This is a genomic window from Paeniglutamicibacter quisquiliarum (assembly GCF_019084045.1).
Taxonomy (GTDB): domain Bacteria; phylum Actinomycetota; class Actinomycetes; order Actinomycetales; family Micrococcaceae; genus Paeniglutamicibacter; species Paeniglutamicibacter quisquiliarum.
In genome coordinates this window covers 89,262-103,979 of record NZ_JAHRED010000012.1, presented here as the reverse complement: position 1 = coordinate 103,979, position 14,718 = coordinate 89,262, and the positions used below count along the sequence as shown (strand labels likewise).

Genomic DNA, 14,718 nt, shown 5'->3' with positions numbered 1-14,718 from the left:
TTTTCGGGCTACGCTGCGGTGCTCGGTGCGAGAAATAACTCTACGCCCATCCCGCCCGAATGTCCAAACGGCAGGCACCCGCACCACCAGGGGTCCGCAAACCCCGCAAGGACGGGGAATTTCCATCGCTTGACACCAAGGAATCACTAAAACAAGCCAAAATGCTTTTTGTGAGCTGGCCCATAAAGATTACCGCTTAATGTCTGGGATTCACCGACCCCCGTCCCTGACCTAAGGTCTAGGCTTCAAACCCCTCGGGTTGGACCACACATATGGTGTCCGGATCCTCGGTCGAATAGTGGCCAACCGGATCTGCATACTCGACCCATGTGCCGGTGGGCTCCAAGTATTCGAAACGGTACTTGGAGCCAACCGAAACGCCAGGAATGAAGATTTCCCAGATCCCGCTATGGCCAAGCTGGCGCATGGCGTGTGCGGAACCGTTCCAAATATTGAAATCGCCGCAAACTCGCACGGCAACGGCCTCGTCCTGCCTGACCACGAAACCGGTGCCTTCCACGTCCCCCATGGGTGAGGAGTAGTGCTGTGGATGTGCACCGAGCAAGAGTTCCATCGCCTGCGTCCCTCCGGTACGCAGGCGATGGAGCTCCAGCTCACCCAAGCGGGGTGTATGCCGATATGGATCATCGATCACGCGGACTCCCCCGAGCTCAATGCGTTGGATCCGGTAGTCGGGAACCCTGCCAATGTCCTTGGACTCGATCAACCCCACCCAGAGGTCTCCGTGCTCGCGAAGCATGGGGACCGTGGCCGTCGCGGTCAGGATGTTGATGGCCAGGACATCGCGCTGCAGAGTCCGGACGCACACATGCCCCAACAGGTTCAGGTGGGGCCCAAGGACCGCGTGCGGGGACTTGTCTTCTCCCCGTTCAACGGCTTCGAGGACCTCGGGTCTTACGTGCAACGGCGCTCCCAATGATTCCTCAAGCCGGTGCGGCGAATAGTCGTCGGCGTCGAGCTGCGTTGGACCCATGGCGTTTCTCCATCCCCCTCGTTGCATCGTTCCGGGGTGCCCCATCTTGCTGGTCGGCACCTGGGGTTCCGATTCACCTCACGCTATCGAGAATCGGTGGGCTTGGGAATAGCCGCCCCTGCAGAGGCCGGTGAAGTAGGGCAAGGCTCGTTAACGAAGAAAGTGGTCCGACGAATCCTTGCCAGAAACGTCGAACCACTTTCATGAAATTCTAGTGCCATCCGGGCAGGGCCCGATGCACGGTGCCTTAGGCGCTGCGCTTGCGCGAAACCTCGTAAAGCGTGATGCCCACGGCCATCGATGCATTCAGCGACTCCATGGAGGAGTTGATCGGGATCGAGACGATCATGTCGCAGTTCTCGCGCACCAGGCGGGACAGGCCCTTGCCCTCGGACCCCACCACGATGCACAGCGGATCGGTGGCCAGGCCTAGATCCGGCAAGGAGACGTCGCCGTCGCCGTCCAGGCCGATGACGAATACTCCGGCTTCCTTCATGCCCTTGAGCGTGGAGGTCAGGTTGGGGGCGCGGGTGACGGGAACGCGCACGGCGGCACCGGCACTGGTCTTCCAGGCCGAAGCGGTCATGCCCACCGAGCGACGCTCGGGAACGATGACGGCGTGGGCGTTGAAGGCCGAGGCCGAACGGATGATCGCACCGAGGTTGCGCGGGTCGGTGATGCCGTCCAAGGCAATGAAGAGCGGGGCGTTCTTGACGTAGCCCTTCTTGTGCTTAGAGATGGTGGCCTTGACGGTTTCCAGCGCATCGGCGTAGTCGTACGGCGGGATCTGCAGGACCAGGCCCTGGTGGATTGCTTCGTCGGTCATCCGGTCCAGTTCCGGCTTGCCGGTTTCCATTACGGGGATGCCGCGTTCGGCGGCGATCTTCAGGGATTCACGAACGCGCTCATCCATGTCGATCCGGATGGCCACGTGCAGCGCCTTGGCGGGAATGCCGGCGCGCAGCGCCTCGACGACGGAGTTGCGTCCGGTGACCAGCTCTTCGCTGCTCTTCGAGCGTCCACCGGTGCTGCGGCCGCGGGTTGCGGGGCCGCCCTTGGAGGTCCCGCGCTTGGCGGCGGAGCGCTCGGCAAGCTCCTTGTTCTTGAAGGCCTTGTGGTACGGGCGGTCCTCGGCCTTGGGCGTGGGGCCCTTGCCTTCAAGGGCCTTGCGGCCATATCCGCCGGTTCCGACGGAGGGGCCCTTCTTGCTCTTGCGTATGGCGCCGGAACGCTTCTGTGCAGCAGACATGATGGTGTATTCCTTGGATCGGGGCGGACGGCACGGCGATTTCACTCACCGCCCCGCCCATTTTAGCGACAAGGAACGCATATTCCTCGCCCTTTGTGTGGCAACTTACGCTTTCAGGCTCCAACGGGCGCCGTCCGCCGAGTCCTCAACCACGATTCCGGCCTTGGCCAGGGTGTCGCGAATGGCGTCCGAACGCGCCCAGTCCTTGGCCTCGCGGGCGGCTGCCCGGTCGGCCAATTGGGCGTCAACCAGCACCGAAAGTGCGGCGGACTGCGCGGCATCGGCAGAACCGCCGGTCTCGACGGTGTCGTCCAGGCCCAGCGTGTAGGTCATGGCCATGACCTGTTGCATGGCTTCGTCGGCCACCTCGAGGTCGCCGGCGGCCAGCGCGGTGTTGCCGCGGCGCACCGTCTCATGCAACGATGCCAGCGCCTGGGGCACGTTGAGGTCGTCGTTCATGGCATCGGCGAAGGCCTCGGTCACCTCGAAGTGGTGCATGTCGATCGAGAAGTCCTCGGTGGGACCCACCCCGTGGATGCGGTCCAGTGCGTTGGCCACGAAGGTGTCGATCCGCTCGATCGCGGAGGTCGCCTCGGCGAGGGATTCGGGACGGTAGTCCAGTTGGGAGCGGTAGTGCGCCTGGCCCAGGAAGTAGCGCACGGCGCGGGGGCTTGCCATTTCCAGCATCTCGGCCGGGGAGATGGTGTTGCCAACGGACTTGGACATCTTTTCGCCCTCGTAGGTGACCATGCCGTTGTGCAGCCAGAAGTTGGCGAAGTCGTGGCCCGCGGCCATGGACTGCGCCATCTCGTTTTCGTGGTGTGGGAAGCGCAGGTCCAGGCCACCGCCGTGGATGTCAAAGGCGGTGCCCAGGTACTTGGTGACCATGGCCGAGCATTCCAGGTGCCAGCCCGGGCGGCCGGTGCCCCAGGGGCTGGGCCACGTGGCGGTGTCCGGGTCGGTGGCTTTCTGGCCCTTCCACAGCGCGAAGTCGCGGGGATCCTTTTTGCCGCGCGGGTCGGCATCCGGGGCGGCCTGCATGTCATCGACGTTTTGGTGCGTCAGGGTGCCGTAGGCGGGGAAGGAGCGGACGTCGAAGTAGACATCGCCCGAGCCATCCAGCGCCGGGTAGGCGTGGCCTGCCTCGATGAGCCGGGCAATAAGCTGGTGCATCTCCGGGATATGACCGGTGGCCCGGGGTTCGTAGGTCGGGCGTCGCACTCCGAGGGTGTCGTAGGCCGAGTTGAATTCCTGCTCGAAGCGGTAGGCCAGGGCGAACCAGGCTTCGCGCGCAAAGTAGTCTTCGTTTTCCTCGAAGTCCTCGGCGAAGGATGCGGCCGACTTCTCCAGGATCTTGTCGTCGATGTCAGTCACGTTGCGGACCACGGTGACCTCGAAGCCGCGGTTTTCCAGCCAGCGGGTGAGGATGTCGAAGGCGATGGCACTGCGCACGTGGCCCACGTGCGGCATTCCCTGGACGGTCGCGCCGCAGTAGTACAGCCCGACCTTGCCCTCGGTCAGGGGAACGAAGTCCCGGGTCGCTGCCTGCTTGGTGTCGTAAAAACGGATGCTCACCAGTACAGGTTATCCGAGGCGGTCAAACACCCGGCGTGCTTCGATCGGCGTTTTCAGCGAACCGAATACACCAATGCGCTCGCGTAGGCGGTGACTCCCGCGCCCGCGCCCTCGTAGCCCAGTCCGTCGGAGGTGGTGGCGGTAACGCTGACCGGGGCGCCTGCCGCCTTGCTCAGCACCGCGTCGGCCTCCGCCCGGCGGGCGGCAAACTTGGGACGCCGGCCGACGAACTGGACTGCGACATTGCCGATCTCGAATCCCGCGGCACGTACCAGGCGTGCGGCCTCGGCCAGCAGGGTGGTGCCCGAGGCCCCGGCGTATTCGGGGCGGTCGGTGCCGAAGTGCGTGCCCAGGTCCCCGATGCCGGCCGCGGAGAAGAGCGCGTCGCAGGCTGCATGGGCAACCGCGTCCCCGTCCGAGTGGCCCGACAGGCCCTGGTCCTCGGGGAAGTGCAGCCCGGCAAGCCACATGGGGCGCGGCTCGGAAGGATCTGCAACGGCATGCACGTCGATGCCGATGCCGGTGCGCGGAATCAGCGGGCCAGGATGTTCGCCAGTTGGACTGGGCACGGGGGTTTCCTTTACGGGGTCTGCCGGCAGCATGGTTTCGGCCAAGGCCAGGTCGGGTTTGGTGGTGATTTTCAGGGCAGCGGCGGCGCCGGGGACCGTGTCAACGCGCTCGCCCACCATTTCCATCAGCATCGCGTCGTCGGTGATGGCCTCGGCTTCGGCCCGGTCCCATCCGGCGGCACGTTGGTGGGCAGCCAACAAGGTGGGGGCGTGGAAGCCCTGCGGGGTTTGCACGGCGCGCAACAGTTCACGGGCCGGGGTGCCCGTGACGTGCGGTTGGTCGCGGCCCGGATCCGTGGCGACCTGCTTGATGGTGTCCACCACCGGCACCACCGGAATAACCGCTCGCGCGCCGGCAAGAAGTGTGGCCGCCACCTGGCGGAAGACTGCCGGAGGGGTCAGGGTGCGGGCGGCGTCGTGGATCAGCACGCGTTCGGTCCCCGGCTCCAAGGCCGCGAGCCCGGCGCGCACCGAGTCGTTGCGGGTCGCTCCCCCGCTCACGCAGCGCGGGCGCAGCGGATGGTTCTGCGCCCGGGAGACCAGCTCCCCGGTGCCGTCCGGCAGCACGGCGATGACCTGTGCGGCGCACCCTGCCAGCTGGATTTGGTCCAGCGCGCGCTCCAGCAAGGATCTGCCGCCCAGCGGCACCAGCGCCTTGGGGATGCCGTAACCCAGCCGGGTCCCGGACCCTGCGGCAACCACGATGATGGCCGTCTGTTGGATCTCTTGCTCGCTAAACGAAGTTGGGGCACTCACGCCCTCCAGCCTAGCGGTGATCCGCACCGGTCCGCCGACTCGCCGGAGTCGGCGAACCGGTGGGTTAAGTGCCGGTGGGGGTCCGAAACGCCTTGCGGCACCTCAGACCCCCACCGGGGTTCAAACCAACTAGAACTCGTGGCTGCTACGAGGCCAAGACCTCGTCGAGCACGCTCTCGGCCTTTTCCTCGTCCAGTTTCTTGGCCAGTGCCAATTCGCTGATCAGGATCTGCCGGGCCTTTGCAAGCATGCGCTTTTCGCCTGCGGAAAGGCCACGGTCGTTATCGCGGCGCCACAGGTCGCGAACGACCTCTGCAACCTTGATGACGTCGCCGGAAGCAAGCTTTTCCAGGTTTGCCTTGTAACGGCGCGACCAGTTGGTAGGCTCTTCTGTAAACTCGGCCCGCAACACGTCGAAGACGTGGTCCAGGCCCTCCTGACCAACTACATCGCGCACACCAACGAGATCGACATTTTCTGCCGGAACCTCGATGGTCAGATCACCTTGGGCAACCTTAAGCTTGAGATACATCTTCTCTTCGCCCTTGATGGTGCGCATTTTGATCTCTTCGATCATTGCTGCACCGTGGTGCGGGTAGACAACTGTCTCGCCAACCTCAAAAACCATGTGGATAAACCCCTTTCCCACTACCCAGTTTACCACGATTGTTTGGCAAATTGATTCGAGGGGCTCCCCTACTCCCTTGTAATGGCGGGGTTTTGGGTCTTCCCAAGCAGCCGATCTCCTGCTATGCAAAGCAGTCATTTCGGGTTGTTTCAGGGCTGTGATCAGCGCATTGATGACACTTACGCCGGTGGCCGAATCATACATTCGGGGCAAAACCCATTAGGCTAGGGGGCGAGAGTGGCTCCCTCGGGTGCATCCCGTGTGCCCACGAGCTCACCCGAACTCGAACCTGATTGAGGAGTTTGTGCCGTGATGACCGCACATAAGTACCGTGGACGCCGCGTCGTTGCCGCAGCAGCCCTGGCCATGTTGTCCCTTGGCGTCACCAGCTGTGGCGCCATCAACGAACAGGCGACGACCTTCCAGTACGCCGCTTCCGACGGAATCGTCCTGAACGTCGGCGACCTCGAAGTCCGCAACCTGATGCTCGTCACCAAGAGCGCAACCGACGAGGCCCGACTGCTCGGTTCCCTGGTCAACAGCACCAAGGAAGCCCAGACCCTGGACCTGACCCTTTCGAGCGGTTCGGTCAGCATCAAGATTCCGGCCAAGAGCGTCGTGAACCTTGAAAAGTCCGAGAATGAGAAGACCGTTCCCTCCGCCGGCGTGCTGCCCGGCGCCCAGGCCGAGGCCACCCTGGCCGTTGGCTCCGGCTCCCAGCAAGTCCGCATCCCGGTCGTTGACGGAACCCTCAAGGAATACCGCGAGTTCGTCCCGGGCGGCTTTGACGAGAAGAGCCTTGAGCACCTGGCCCCCGCGGAGAAGCCGGCGGCACACTAAGGCGGCATCGGCGCCGAGGCGTCGACGAATTAGAACCCAAAGAGCAAGGGCGATGGACCTGGAGAATTCTCCGGCCCCATCGCCCTTGCTGTTTCACCATCGGCCTCCCAACCCGCGAGTTCGCCTGCGAGCCATCCGCACCCGCCTTCTGGAAAACCGGGTCGCGGCAGCCAACGGAAAACGGGCCCGCGGAGAGTCATTGCTGACGCCCCGCGGGCCCGTGGCGGTGTTGCCCTCGGGCGGCCGCCGCTATGCCTCGAACTTGTAGCCCAGCCCCCGCACCGTGACCAGGTGCACCGGGGTCGCCGGCTCCGGTTCGATCTTCGAACGCAGGCGCTTGACGTGCACGTCAAGGGTCTTGGTGTCCCCTACGTAGTCCGAGCCCCAGACCCTGTCGATCAGCTGCCCACGGGTCAGTACCCGGCCGGCGTTGCGCAGGAGCATTTCCAGCAGCTCGAATTCCTTCAGCGGCATCGGCACCTCCGAGCTGCGCACCGAGACCACATGGCGTTCCACATCCATGCGCACCGGGCCTGCCGCAACGATGTTGGACACCAGCTCGTCGCCCTCGCCCTGGCGGCGCAGCACCGCACGGATGCGGGCGACCAGTTCCCTGGAGGAGTAGGGCTTGGTGACGTAGTCGTCTGCCCCCAGTTCCAGTCCGACGACCTTGTCGATTTCCGAGTCCTTGGCCGTCAGCATGATCACCGGCACCTGGGACACCGTGCGGATCTGGCGGAACACCTCGGTGCCGGGCTGGCCCGGAAGCATCAGGTCAAGCAGCACCAGGTCGGCGCCGTGGCGCTCGAACTCGGTGACGGCGTCCAACCCGTTGTCGGCCACGCGGACCTCGAAGCCCTCCTTTTCCAGCAGGTACGTCAGCGGATCCGAAAGGGACTCCTCGTCCTCAACCAGCAAAATACGGGTCATCCCCGTCCTCCTTCCGGCAGCGCGCCAGGCGCGTGGGCCGTGTTGTGTTTGGGATCGTTCCACGCGGGAAGCGACTTGTCTTGTTCGCTGGATTCTTCGAGCATCGGCAGGCGCACCGTAAAGGTCGAGCCCTGTCCGGGCTGGGACCACAGCGTGATCTCGCCGCCGTGGTTGGCCACCACATGCTTGACGATGCTCAGGCCCAGGCCCGTGCCCCCGGTGTGGCGGGAGCGCGCCGCATCAATGCGGTAGAAGCGTTCAAAGATCCGTTCCTGCTCCTCCGGGGCGATGCCGGGGCCCTGGTCGGTCACGGAGATCTGGATCAGCCCGTCTCGCTGGCGCAGCCCCACGCCAACGGTGGTGTCCTCGGGCGAATAGCGGATGGCATTGTCGATGAGGTTGCGCAGCGCCGTCATCAGCAGGTCGCGGTCTCCGAAGACCGGCTGCTCAACGGTGCCGCCCACGGAGATCTTGATGCGCTTTTCCTCTGCCGGCAGCTTGTTGCGGTCAACCGCCTCGGCCAGGACCTCGTTGAGGTCGATGTTCTCGCCCATCAACACCACGTCGGTGCCCTGCAGCCGGGAGAGCTCGATGATGTCCTGGACGAGCGCCGCCAGGCGGGCCGATTCCTTGTGCAGCCGCGAGGTGAAGCGGCGCACTGCGGTTTCGTCGTCGGCGGCGCCGTCAATGGCCTCGGCCAGCAGGGAGATCGCCCCGACGGGGGTCTTCAGCTCGTGGGACACGTTGGCCACGAAGTCGTTGCGGACCGCGGCGGTGCGGGTGATCTCGGTGCGGTCATCGGCCAGCAGCAGGATGTATTCCTCGCCCAGCGGGGCGACCCGCACGTGGATGATCACGCTCGCTGCGCCCATGGTGCCGCGCGGGAGCTCGAATTCGCGCTCGGCAATCACCCCGTCGGCGCGGACCTTGCGGGCCAGCGTGCGCAGTTCCTCGTGGATGAGCGTGTGTCCGCGCACCAGCCCATAGGCATAGGAGGCGGGATTGGCGCGCACCACCCCGTCGACCTCATCAAGGATGACAAAGGCGCGGCCAATGACCGACAGCACTTCGGCGGAGCCCTCGGGCAGCATCGGTTCGCCGACCACGGGGAGGCCGCCGCGGGAGCGCATCGAACCGCGGTACGCCATGATGCCCACAATGCCAAGGGCCAACCCGACGAGGCCCGCAACGAGGGATAGCAAGACATCATTCACGCCTCCTAGCCTAACCGGGGATCGACCGCCCGCCCGCGCCAAACCGGCCAATGACGCGACTCATTCACGAAACGTTCACCTCGTTTCCCCGGCCGATTCACCTGGTGCTGTAACAATGGACATGAACAGTTCCGTCGTCCGTGCCGGACACGGTGACAAATCGTAGTGAAAGGACGCCCGCGTGCGTAAGGTTTTCCAGGCCGATCTGCAGCAAATCGGAGAAGAACTCATCGAGATGTCCCGGTTGGTGGCCACGGCGATGGAGCGCGCCTACGAGTCGTTTGCGAATGCGGATATCGAGTTGGCCCAGGAAGTCATTGCCGAGGACGCCAAGATCGACTTCCTGCAGAACCAGCTGGACGAGCGCGCCATCGACGTGCTGGCGCTCCAGGGCCCCGTGGCCTCGGACCTGCGCATGATCGTCGGCTCGCTGCGCATGAGCGCCTCGCTGGAGCGCATGGGAGACCTGGCCCGCCACGTGGCCCAGCTGGCCCGGCTGCGCTTCCCGCAGCAGGTGGTCCCCGAGTCCATCGCCCCCACCTTCAAGGCCATGGCGGAGCTCGACATCGCGATCGCCGGCAAGCTCGGCGAGCTGCTGGACACCCGCGACCTGGCCATCGCCCGCGAGATCATCGAGCTCAACGCCAAGATCGATGAACTGCATTCCTCCATCTTCAAGGCCGTCGCCGCACCCGAGTGGGCACATTCCGGGCCGACGACCGCAGATGTCACGCTGACCAGCCGCTACCTGGAGCGCTTTGGCGACCACGGGGTATCGGTGGCCCGCAAGGTCTCCTACCTGGTGACCGGCGAGTGGGATCCGGACATCAGCGTCTTCTAGTCCGCACGGCTTATGCGGCACCGGCTTTCCGCCGGTGTCCCCCACGCGCGATGGGCCCGCCACACGGCGGGCCCATCGCGTTTTTGCAAGTGCATCGGTCCCGGTTAAACGCCAAACCGCCACATCCGTCCCCCTCGTGCGGGCGCACGGTTTGGGGGCAATGATGCAGCGGCAGTCGTTTCAGGCGCTGGTGGGGCGCGGTGTGCCCTAGCCTTCGCAGTCGCGGCAGTACGCCACGCCGTTGGCCTCGCGCGCCAGCAGCGTGCGGTGGCGGATCAGGAAGCAGGAGCCGCAAAGGAACTCGTCTTCCTTCTGCGGAACGACCGTGACGGTCAGTTCCTCGTTCGACAGGTCGGCACCTGCCAGTTCGACACCGTCAGAGGTGTCTTCCTCGTCCAAGTCCCGGGACACGCTGCGTGCGTCTGGAGCGTTTGCGGACTTGACCGCTTCAAGGGAGGCCTTACGGGCCTCGGCTACGTCGGGCCGGACCTCGTCATAATCAGTTGCCACGAAATGCAATCCTTACGTGATTCAGGGGTACGTCGAGACGACACAGTACAGCATGAACCCGTGTGCGCAAGTCCCAATTCCGCCATTTACGCCCCCCGCGCGCGTTTTGTGACCAGTCGCATGCTCCGGACGCTCTTGACCACCGCATTTCGATGGCAAGGAACACAGTGGGATCCCCGGTCCACCCGGCACCGGATCCGCCGCTGCGATTGGTGGGCACCACGCAAAACGGGGCCGCGTTCCCGGGCCCGGTGGGGCGTGGGAACGCGGCCCCGTTTGTCCCCGCCGAGGGGATGCGGGCGCCGTGGCGGGCTAGCGGCCCTGGTTGGCCACGGCCTTGATGGCGTCGGCCGCGGCGTCCGCGTCCAGGTACTGTCCGCCGCGGGTGACCGGGGTGAAGTCCTCGTTCAGCTCGTAGACCAGCGGGATGCCGGTGGGGATGTTGAGGCCGGCGATGTCCTCGTCGCTGATGTGGTCAAGGTGCTTGACCAGGGCACGCAGCGAGTTGCCGTGTGCGGTGACCAAAACGGTCTTGTGCGCGGCCAGGTCCGGCTTGATCTCGTCTTCCCAGTACGGAAGCATGCGATCCAGGACGTCCTTGAGGCACTCGGTGCGCGGTGCGTCGTCGCCCAGGTTGGCGTAGCGCGGATCGTTGATCTGGCTGAACTCCGAGTCGTCGGCCAGGGCCGGCGGCGGGGTGTCGTAGGACCGGCGCCACTCCATGAACTGCTCCTCGCCGTATTCGGCCAGGGTCGCTGCCTTGTCCTTGCCCTGCAGCGCGCCGTAGTGGCGTTCGTTCAGGCGCCAGCTTCGCTTGACCGGGATCCAGCTCAGGTCCGCGGCCTCCAGGGCCAGATTGGCGGTGATGATGGCGCGCTTGAGCAGCGAGGTGTGCAGCACCGCCGGGGCCAGCCTGGCCTCGGTGAGCAGCTTGCCGCCGCGGGTTGCCTCGGCACGGCCCTGCTCGGTGAGCGTGACGTCGTACCAACCGGTGAACAGGTTCTTTTCGTTCCACTCGCTTTGCCCGTGGCGCAGCAGGATCAGGGTGTAAGTCATGGATCCCATTCTAGGACGCGTGAAGTGCCTTACTTTATTCCGTGACACGCGCGGGGCGGGGCGTGCGACACTTTAGTCTTAAAGCAATGGTTCAGAAAGCGACTCGGCTCGGCGGACGGTCGCTGACCGGTCGCCCGCTGGGCAATACGACCCGCGGGACGACCAATCCCAACCGCATGCGCCGCGTGGACCGCTGGATGACCGGGCCCCAGGCCTGGCGCCTGCGCCCCGGAACCACCGGTGCACCGCCCATTGCGGTGGACCTGGGCTACGGGGCATCGCCGGCCACCGCCGTCGAGTTCTTTGACCGCGTCCGCTCCATCTCCCCCCTGGCACGCGTCGTCGGCATCGAGATCGAACCCGAACGCGTGGCCCGCGGCACCGCCCTGCAGTTGGAAGGCCTCGACTTCCTGCTGGGCGGGTTCGAGATCCCCATTGCGTCGAAGGCCACCGTGATCCGCGCCTTCAACGTGTTGCGGCAGTACGACGAGGCCGACGTGCCGGGCATCTGGAAGACCATGGCCGGGCGGCTGACCGAGCACGGCGTGCTGATCGAGGGAACGTGCGACGAGATCGGCCGGCGCAGTTCCTGGGTCGCGGTGACCAAGGACGGCCCGCAGACCCTGAGCATTTCCCTGCGCTTTGGCGCCTTCACCCGCCCCTCCGATGTCGCCGAACGCCTGCCCAAGGCCCTGATCCACCGCAACATCGCCGGCGAACGCATCCACGAGTTCCTGGCCGCGGCCGATGCCGCGTGGCTTTCCGCCGCCCCGCTGGCCACCTTCGGCAACAAGCAGCGCTTCGTGGCCATGTGCCGGGCGCTGCGCGAATCCGGCTGGCCCATCTGCGATTCCGCCTCGCGCTGGCGCATGGGCGAAATGACCGTGAAGTGGGCAGCCGTGGCCCCGCGCAGCGGGGCCCTGGCCCCGGCGGAACTAAACTAGCCAGCCCGGGATTTTCCGCGGCCGGACCGGGTGAAAACCGGGGGGTTCGGCCCCATACTTGTTCCATGGTCAAAGGTGAAGGACGGCCCGCAAGGGCATTGGTCCTGCTGCTAGTCGTCATTGCCGCACTCGTGCTGGTGTCATTGGTCGTGGTGCTTACCCGGGGCACGCCGAAACCGCTCGATGCATCCACCCCCGAAGGAGTGGTCCAGGGTTATGTCACCGCCGTCATCGGCGGCGACGAGGCCGCTGCCGCCGCCTTCCTGGATCCCGGACAGGACGCCCGGTGCAAGGGGTTCGAGTCGGTCGCCCCCGAACGGAACATCCGGGTTGCGCTGGTGTCAACGACCCAGCGCGAAACCACCGCCGACGTCGTGGTCTCCATTTCCTACACCAATGTCGGCGGGCCCTTCGGCAGTCCCGAGTACGCCAGCGAGGAATCCTTCGACCTGTCCCGCACCGGGGGCAGGTGGCTGATCTCCAGCGCCCCGTGGCCCCTGCTCGTCTGCCCGGACGGGGAGACCGCGCCATGAGCGCCCCGGACGCCGGCGGAAGCCGCGCCACTGCCCCGGCCCTGGGCACGCTGCGCCGCCTCATCCTCTATCTGCTGCTCTTCGTCCTCATCGCCCTCGCCGCCTCCGGCGTGGGCGGGCTGCTGGGCAGGTTGTTCGCCGCGTCCGGGACGATCGCCTCCGGCGATACCTCGTCGCTGGCCCTGTCCCTGGCCCTGGCCCTGGTCGGCGGGCCGCTGGGTGCCGTGGCGTATCTGGCCTCCTGGCGCCTGCTGGCCGACCCCGCCGAGCGCCGCGCCACGGCCTGGGGCATATACGTCTCGGCCATGTACCTGGCCTCCCTGCTCACCGCTGTTTCGCTGGGCATCGGGGCACTGGCCGCCGCGGCGGGCGGGGACACCGGTTCCTGGCGGTCCTCGCTGGGCCACGGGCTGGTGTGGACGGGGGTCTGGGTGTGGCATCGGTGGATCCTGCACCACCGCGGCCGCGGCCCGGTGGCGCTGGCGAAGGTTCCGCACGTGCTGGGCACCGCCGTGGGGCTGGTGATCGGCCTGGGTGCCGCCATCGGGGTGCTGGCGGTGCTCTTCGAGCAGGCGACGGGGACCGACGGGGAGCTGGCGGCCGTTGGCGCCCCCTGGTGGCGCGCCGCCCTGGGCTTGCTGGTGTGGACCGCCGGCGGGATCTTGGTCTGGTGGTGGCACTGGGTCCGCGAAGGCACCCGCGAGCTGCGCACCCGCCTGGCCGCGGTGGGCCTGGTCGCCCTGGGCGTCGCCGGGTCCGCGATGGTGGCCCTGGGCGGCGCCGGGGTCCTGCTCTACGTGCTGCTGCGCCTGGCCCTGGAGCGGACCGACCCGGTGCCGGTGCTGCTGGATCCCGCGCCCGAGGCACTGGCCGCCGCGCTGCTGGGCACGCTGTCGTGGCTGTACCACGCGCGGGTAGCCGGGACCCGGCCCGAACCGGTGCCCGCGGCCGCCGGGCTCGCCGTGTCCGGGATTGCGCTGGCCGCCGCGGCCTCCGGCCTGGGCGTCGTCGTCAACGCGGCCCTGGCCACGGCCACCACCCGGCTGGGCGGCACCGACCCCACCGAGCTGCTGCTGGCCGGCCTGAGCTCGCTGGCCATCGGCGGGCCGCTGTGGTGGTTCACCTGGCACCCGACGCGGCCGGCGGATCCGCAGGGCAGGCGGATCTACCTGGTGCTGGTCTTCGGCGCCAGCGCGGTCATCGCCCTGGTGACGCTGCTGGTCATCGGCTTCCGCGTCTTCGAGTTCATGCTGGGCGAGGCCGGCGGCGACGGGTTGCTCGAACGCGTCCGCGCGCCGTTGGGCCTGTTGGTGGCCACCGGGCTGGTGGCCGGATACCACTTTGCGCTCTGGCGGCACGCCCGCACGGCGGCGGAACCGGCGCTGCCGGCGGCCGGGCGCGGGCCCGGGGAGGTGGTGCTGGTGGCCGGGGCCGATGCCGACGAGCTAGCCGCGGCGATCCGCGCACACACCGGAGCCGTCGTCACGGTGCTGCGGCGCCACGGCGAACCTGGCGGGCCCCTCTCCCCCGGGCAGCTGCTCGGGATCCTGGAGGGCGTCGCGGCCGAGCGCGTCCTGCTGCTGGCCGGGCCCGCCGAACGGCTTGAGGTCATCGAGCTGGCTGCCGACGCGGTCCGCCGCGCCTAGGCACGGGGCGGGGCTCCCCCGCGGCAAACAGGAATCGCGGCCCCCGTGCTCCGCCCTCGCAGGCGAGGGTAGGGACGGGGAACCGCGATCCGGGAGCGGGGCCGGCACACCTGCGCCGGATGCCGCCTAGTAGGAGTAGCCGCCCTTGCCGGAAACCGCCGGCTTGACGTCGGCCAGGTACACGCACGCAATGCAGGCGCCAATGAGCTGGAAGATTCCGCCGCCGCCCCCGGAGAGCACCGAGAGCACGCAGACCAGGGTCGCGGCAGCGGTCATGCCCATCCAGAAGGTCTTGGTGCGCTTGTTCTCACGCAGGTAGTTGGCGGCCGGGTGCCGCACGGCGTCAATGAGCGCCATGAGGGCCAGCACGGCAGCCACGACGCCGAGCGCGAGCAGGAGATAGTTCTCAAAGAGGTGGGCGTAGACCATGTGA

General features: G+C 66.7%; 15 protein-coding genes. 5 read left to right on the top strand and 10 right to left on the bottom strand.

The annotated features are described in order from the left end of the window. Nucleotides 1–238 precede the first annotated feature (238 nt). The 5 genes from KRR55_RS18100 to KRR55_RS18080 all read right to left on the bottom strand — a co-directional run bounded on the left by KRR55_RS18100 (nt 239) and on the right by KRR55_RS18080 (nt 5,771). Nucleotides 239–994, bottom strand: coding sequence for a GlgB N-terminal domain-containing protein (locus KRR55_RS18100; RefSeq protein ID WP_217390709.1), 756 nt, complete (start codon nt 992–994; stop codon nt 239–241). A gap of 247 nt (nt 995–1,241) precedes the next feature. Then, a complete protein-coding gene (rlmB, locus tag KRR55_RS18095; protein WP_217390708.1) occupies nt 1,242–2,243 on the bottom strand; it encodes a 23S rRNA (guanosine(2251)-2'-O)-methyltransferase RlmB in 1,002 nt (333 codons plus the stop codon). Nucleotides 2,244–2,348: 105 nt separating this feature from the next. Then, a complete protein-coding gene (gene cysS, locus KRR55_RS18090; protein WP_217390707.1) occupies nt 2,349–3,818 on the bottom strand; it encodes a cysteine--tRNA ligase in 1,470 nt (489 codons plus the stop codon). A gap of 53 nt (nt 3,819–3,871) precedes the next feature. Continuing rightward, nucleotides 3,872–5,143, bottom strand: a complete 1,272-nt coding sequence (gene ispD / locus KRR55_RS18085; protein WP_217390706.1) for a 2-C-methyl-D-erythritol 4-phosphate cytidylyltransferase — start codon at nt 5,141–5,143, stop codon at nt 3,872–3,874. A gap of 145 nt (nt 5,144–5,288) precedes the next feature. Beyond that, nucleotides 5,289–5,771, bottom strand: a complete 483-nt coding sequence (locus KRR55_RS18080) for a CarD family transcriptional regulator (RefSeq protein ID WP_105551679.1) — start codon at nt 5,769–5,771, stop codon at nt 5,289–5,291. Nucleotides 5,772–6,083: 312 nt separating this feature from the next. Between KRR55_RS18080 and KRR55_RS18075 the strand changes: the two genes are divergently transcribed. Further along, entirely contained in the window at nt 6,084–6,611 is a 528-nt protein-coding gene (locus KRR55_RS18075; protein WP_217390705.1) for a hypothetical protein, read from the top strand. A gap of 249 nt (nt 6,612–6,860) precedes the next feature. On the opposite strand, the gene KRR55_RS18070 is transcribed toward KRR55_RS18075, so the two are convergent. Then, entirely contained in the window at nt 6,861–7,541 is a 681-nt protein-coding gene (locus KRR55_RS18070; RefSeq protein ID WP_217390704.1) for a response regulator transcription factor, read from the bottom strand. Continuing rightward, nucleotides 7,538–8,755, bottom strand: a complete 1,218-nt coding sequence (locus KRR55_RS18065) for a sensor histidine kinase (protein ID WP_336245165.1) — start codon at nt 8,753–8,755, stop codon at nt 7,538–7,540. The genes KRR55_RS18070 and KRR55_RS18065 overlap by 4 nt, the downstream gene beginning before the upstream one ends. 181 nt (nt 8,756–8,936) lie before the next feature. Here KRR55_RS18065 and phoU point away from each other — a divergent pair, with 181 nt between their 5' ends. Then, the gene (gene phoU / locus KRR55_RS18060; RefSeq protein WP_217390703.1) at nt 8,937–9,596 is read left to right on the top strand and encodes a phosphate signaling complex protein PhoU; all 660 of its coding nucleotides are present in this window, start codon (nt 8,937–8,939) and stop codon (nt 9,594–9,596) included. Nucleotides 9,597–9,803: 207 nt separating this feature from the next. Here the strand turns inward: phoU and KRR55_RS18055 are convergent, their stop codons facing one another. Together KRR55_RS18055 and KRR55_RS18050 are read right to left on the bottom strand one after the other, a co-directional pair. Continuing rightward, on the bottom strand, nt 9,804–10,106 hold the full coding sequence (locus KRR55_RS18055) for a DUF4193 domain-containing protein (RefSeq protein WP_071214863.1): 303 nt from the start codon (nt 10,104–10,106) through the stop codon (nt 9,804–9,806). A 312-nt stretch (nt 10,107–10,418) separates the two neighbouring features. Continuing rightward, entirely contained in the window at nt 10,419–11,162 is a 744-nt protein-coding gene (locus tag KRR55_RS18050) for a phosphoglyceromutase (protein WP_217390702.1), read from the bottom strand. Between the two features lie 86 nt (nt 11,163–11,248). Between KRR55_RS18050 and KRR55_RS18045 the strand changes: the two genes are divergently transcribed. The 3 genes from KRR55_RS18045 (at nt 11,249) to KRR55_RS18035 (ending at nt 14,285) form a co-directional block, all read left to right on the top strand. Then, nucleotides 11,249–12,106, top strand: a complete 858-nt coding sequence (locus KRR55_RS18045; RefSeq protein ID WP_217390701.1) for a class I SAM-dependent methyltransferase — start codon at nt 11,249–11,251, stop codon at nt 12,104–12,106. A 65-nt stretch (nt 12,107–12,171) separates the two neighbouring features. After that, nucleotides 12,172–12,639 (top strand): LpqB family beta-propeller domain-containing protein, encoded by a 468-nt coding sequence (locus tag KRR55_RS18040; RefSeq protein WP_217390700.1) that lies wholly within the window; start codon nt 12,172–12,174, stop codon nt 12,637–12,639. Then, nucleotides 12,636–14,285 (top strand): DUF5671 domain-containing protein, encoded by a 1,650-nt coding sequence (locus KRR55_RS18035; RefSeq protein ID WP_217390699.1) that lies wholly within the window; start codon nt 12,636–12,638, stop codon nt 14,283–14,285. The genes KRR55_RS18040 and KRR55_RS18035 overlap by 4 nt, the downstream gene beginning before the upstream one ends. A gap of 126 nt (nt 14,286–14,411) precedes the next feature. On the opposite strand, the gene KRR55_RS18030 is transcribed toward KRR55_RS18035, so the two are convergent. Then, nucleotides 14,412–14,714 (bottom strand): DUF2516 family protein, encoded by a 303-nt coding sequence (locus KRR55_RS18030; protein ID WP_217390698.1) that lies wholly within the window; start codon nt 14,712–14,714, stop codon nt 14,412–14,414. Nucleotides 14,715–14,718 lie beyond the last annotated feature (4 nt).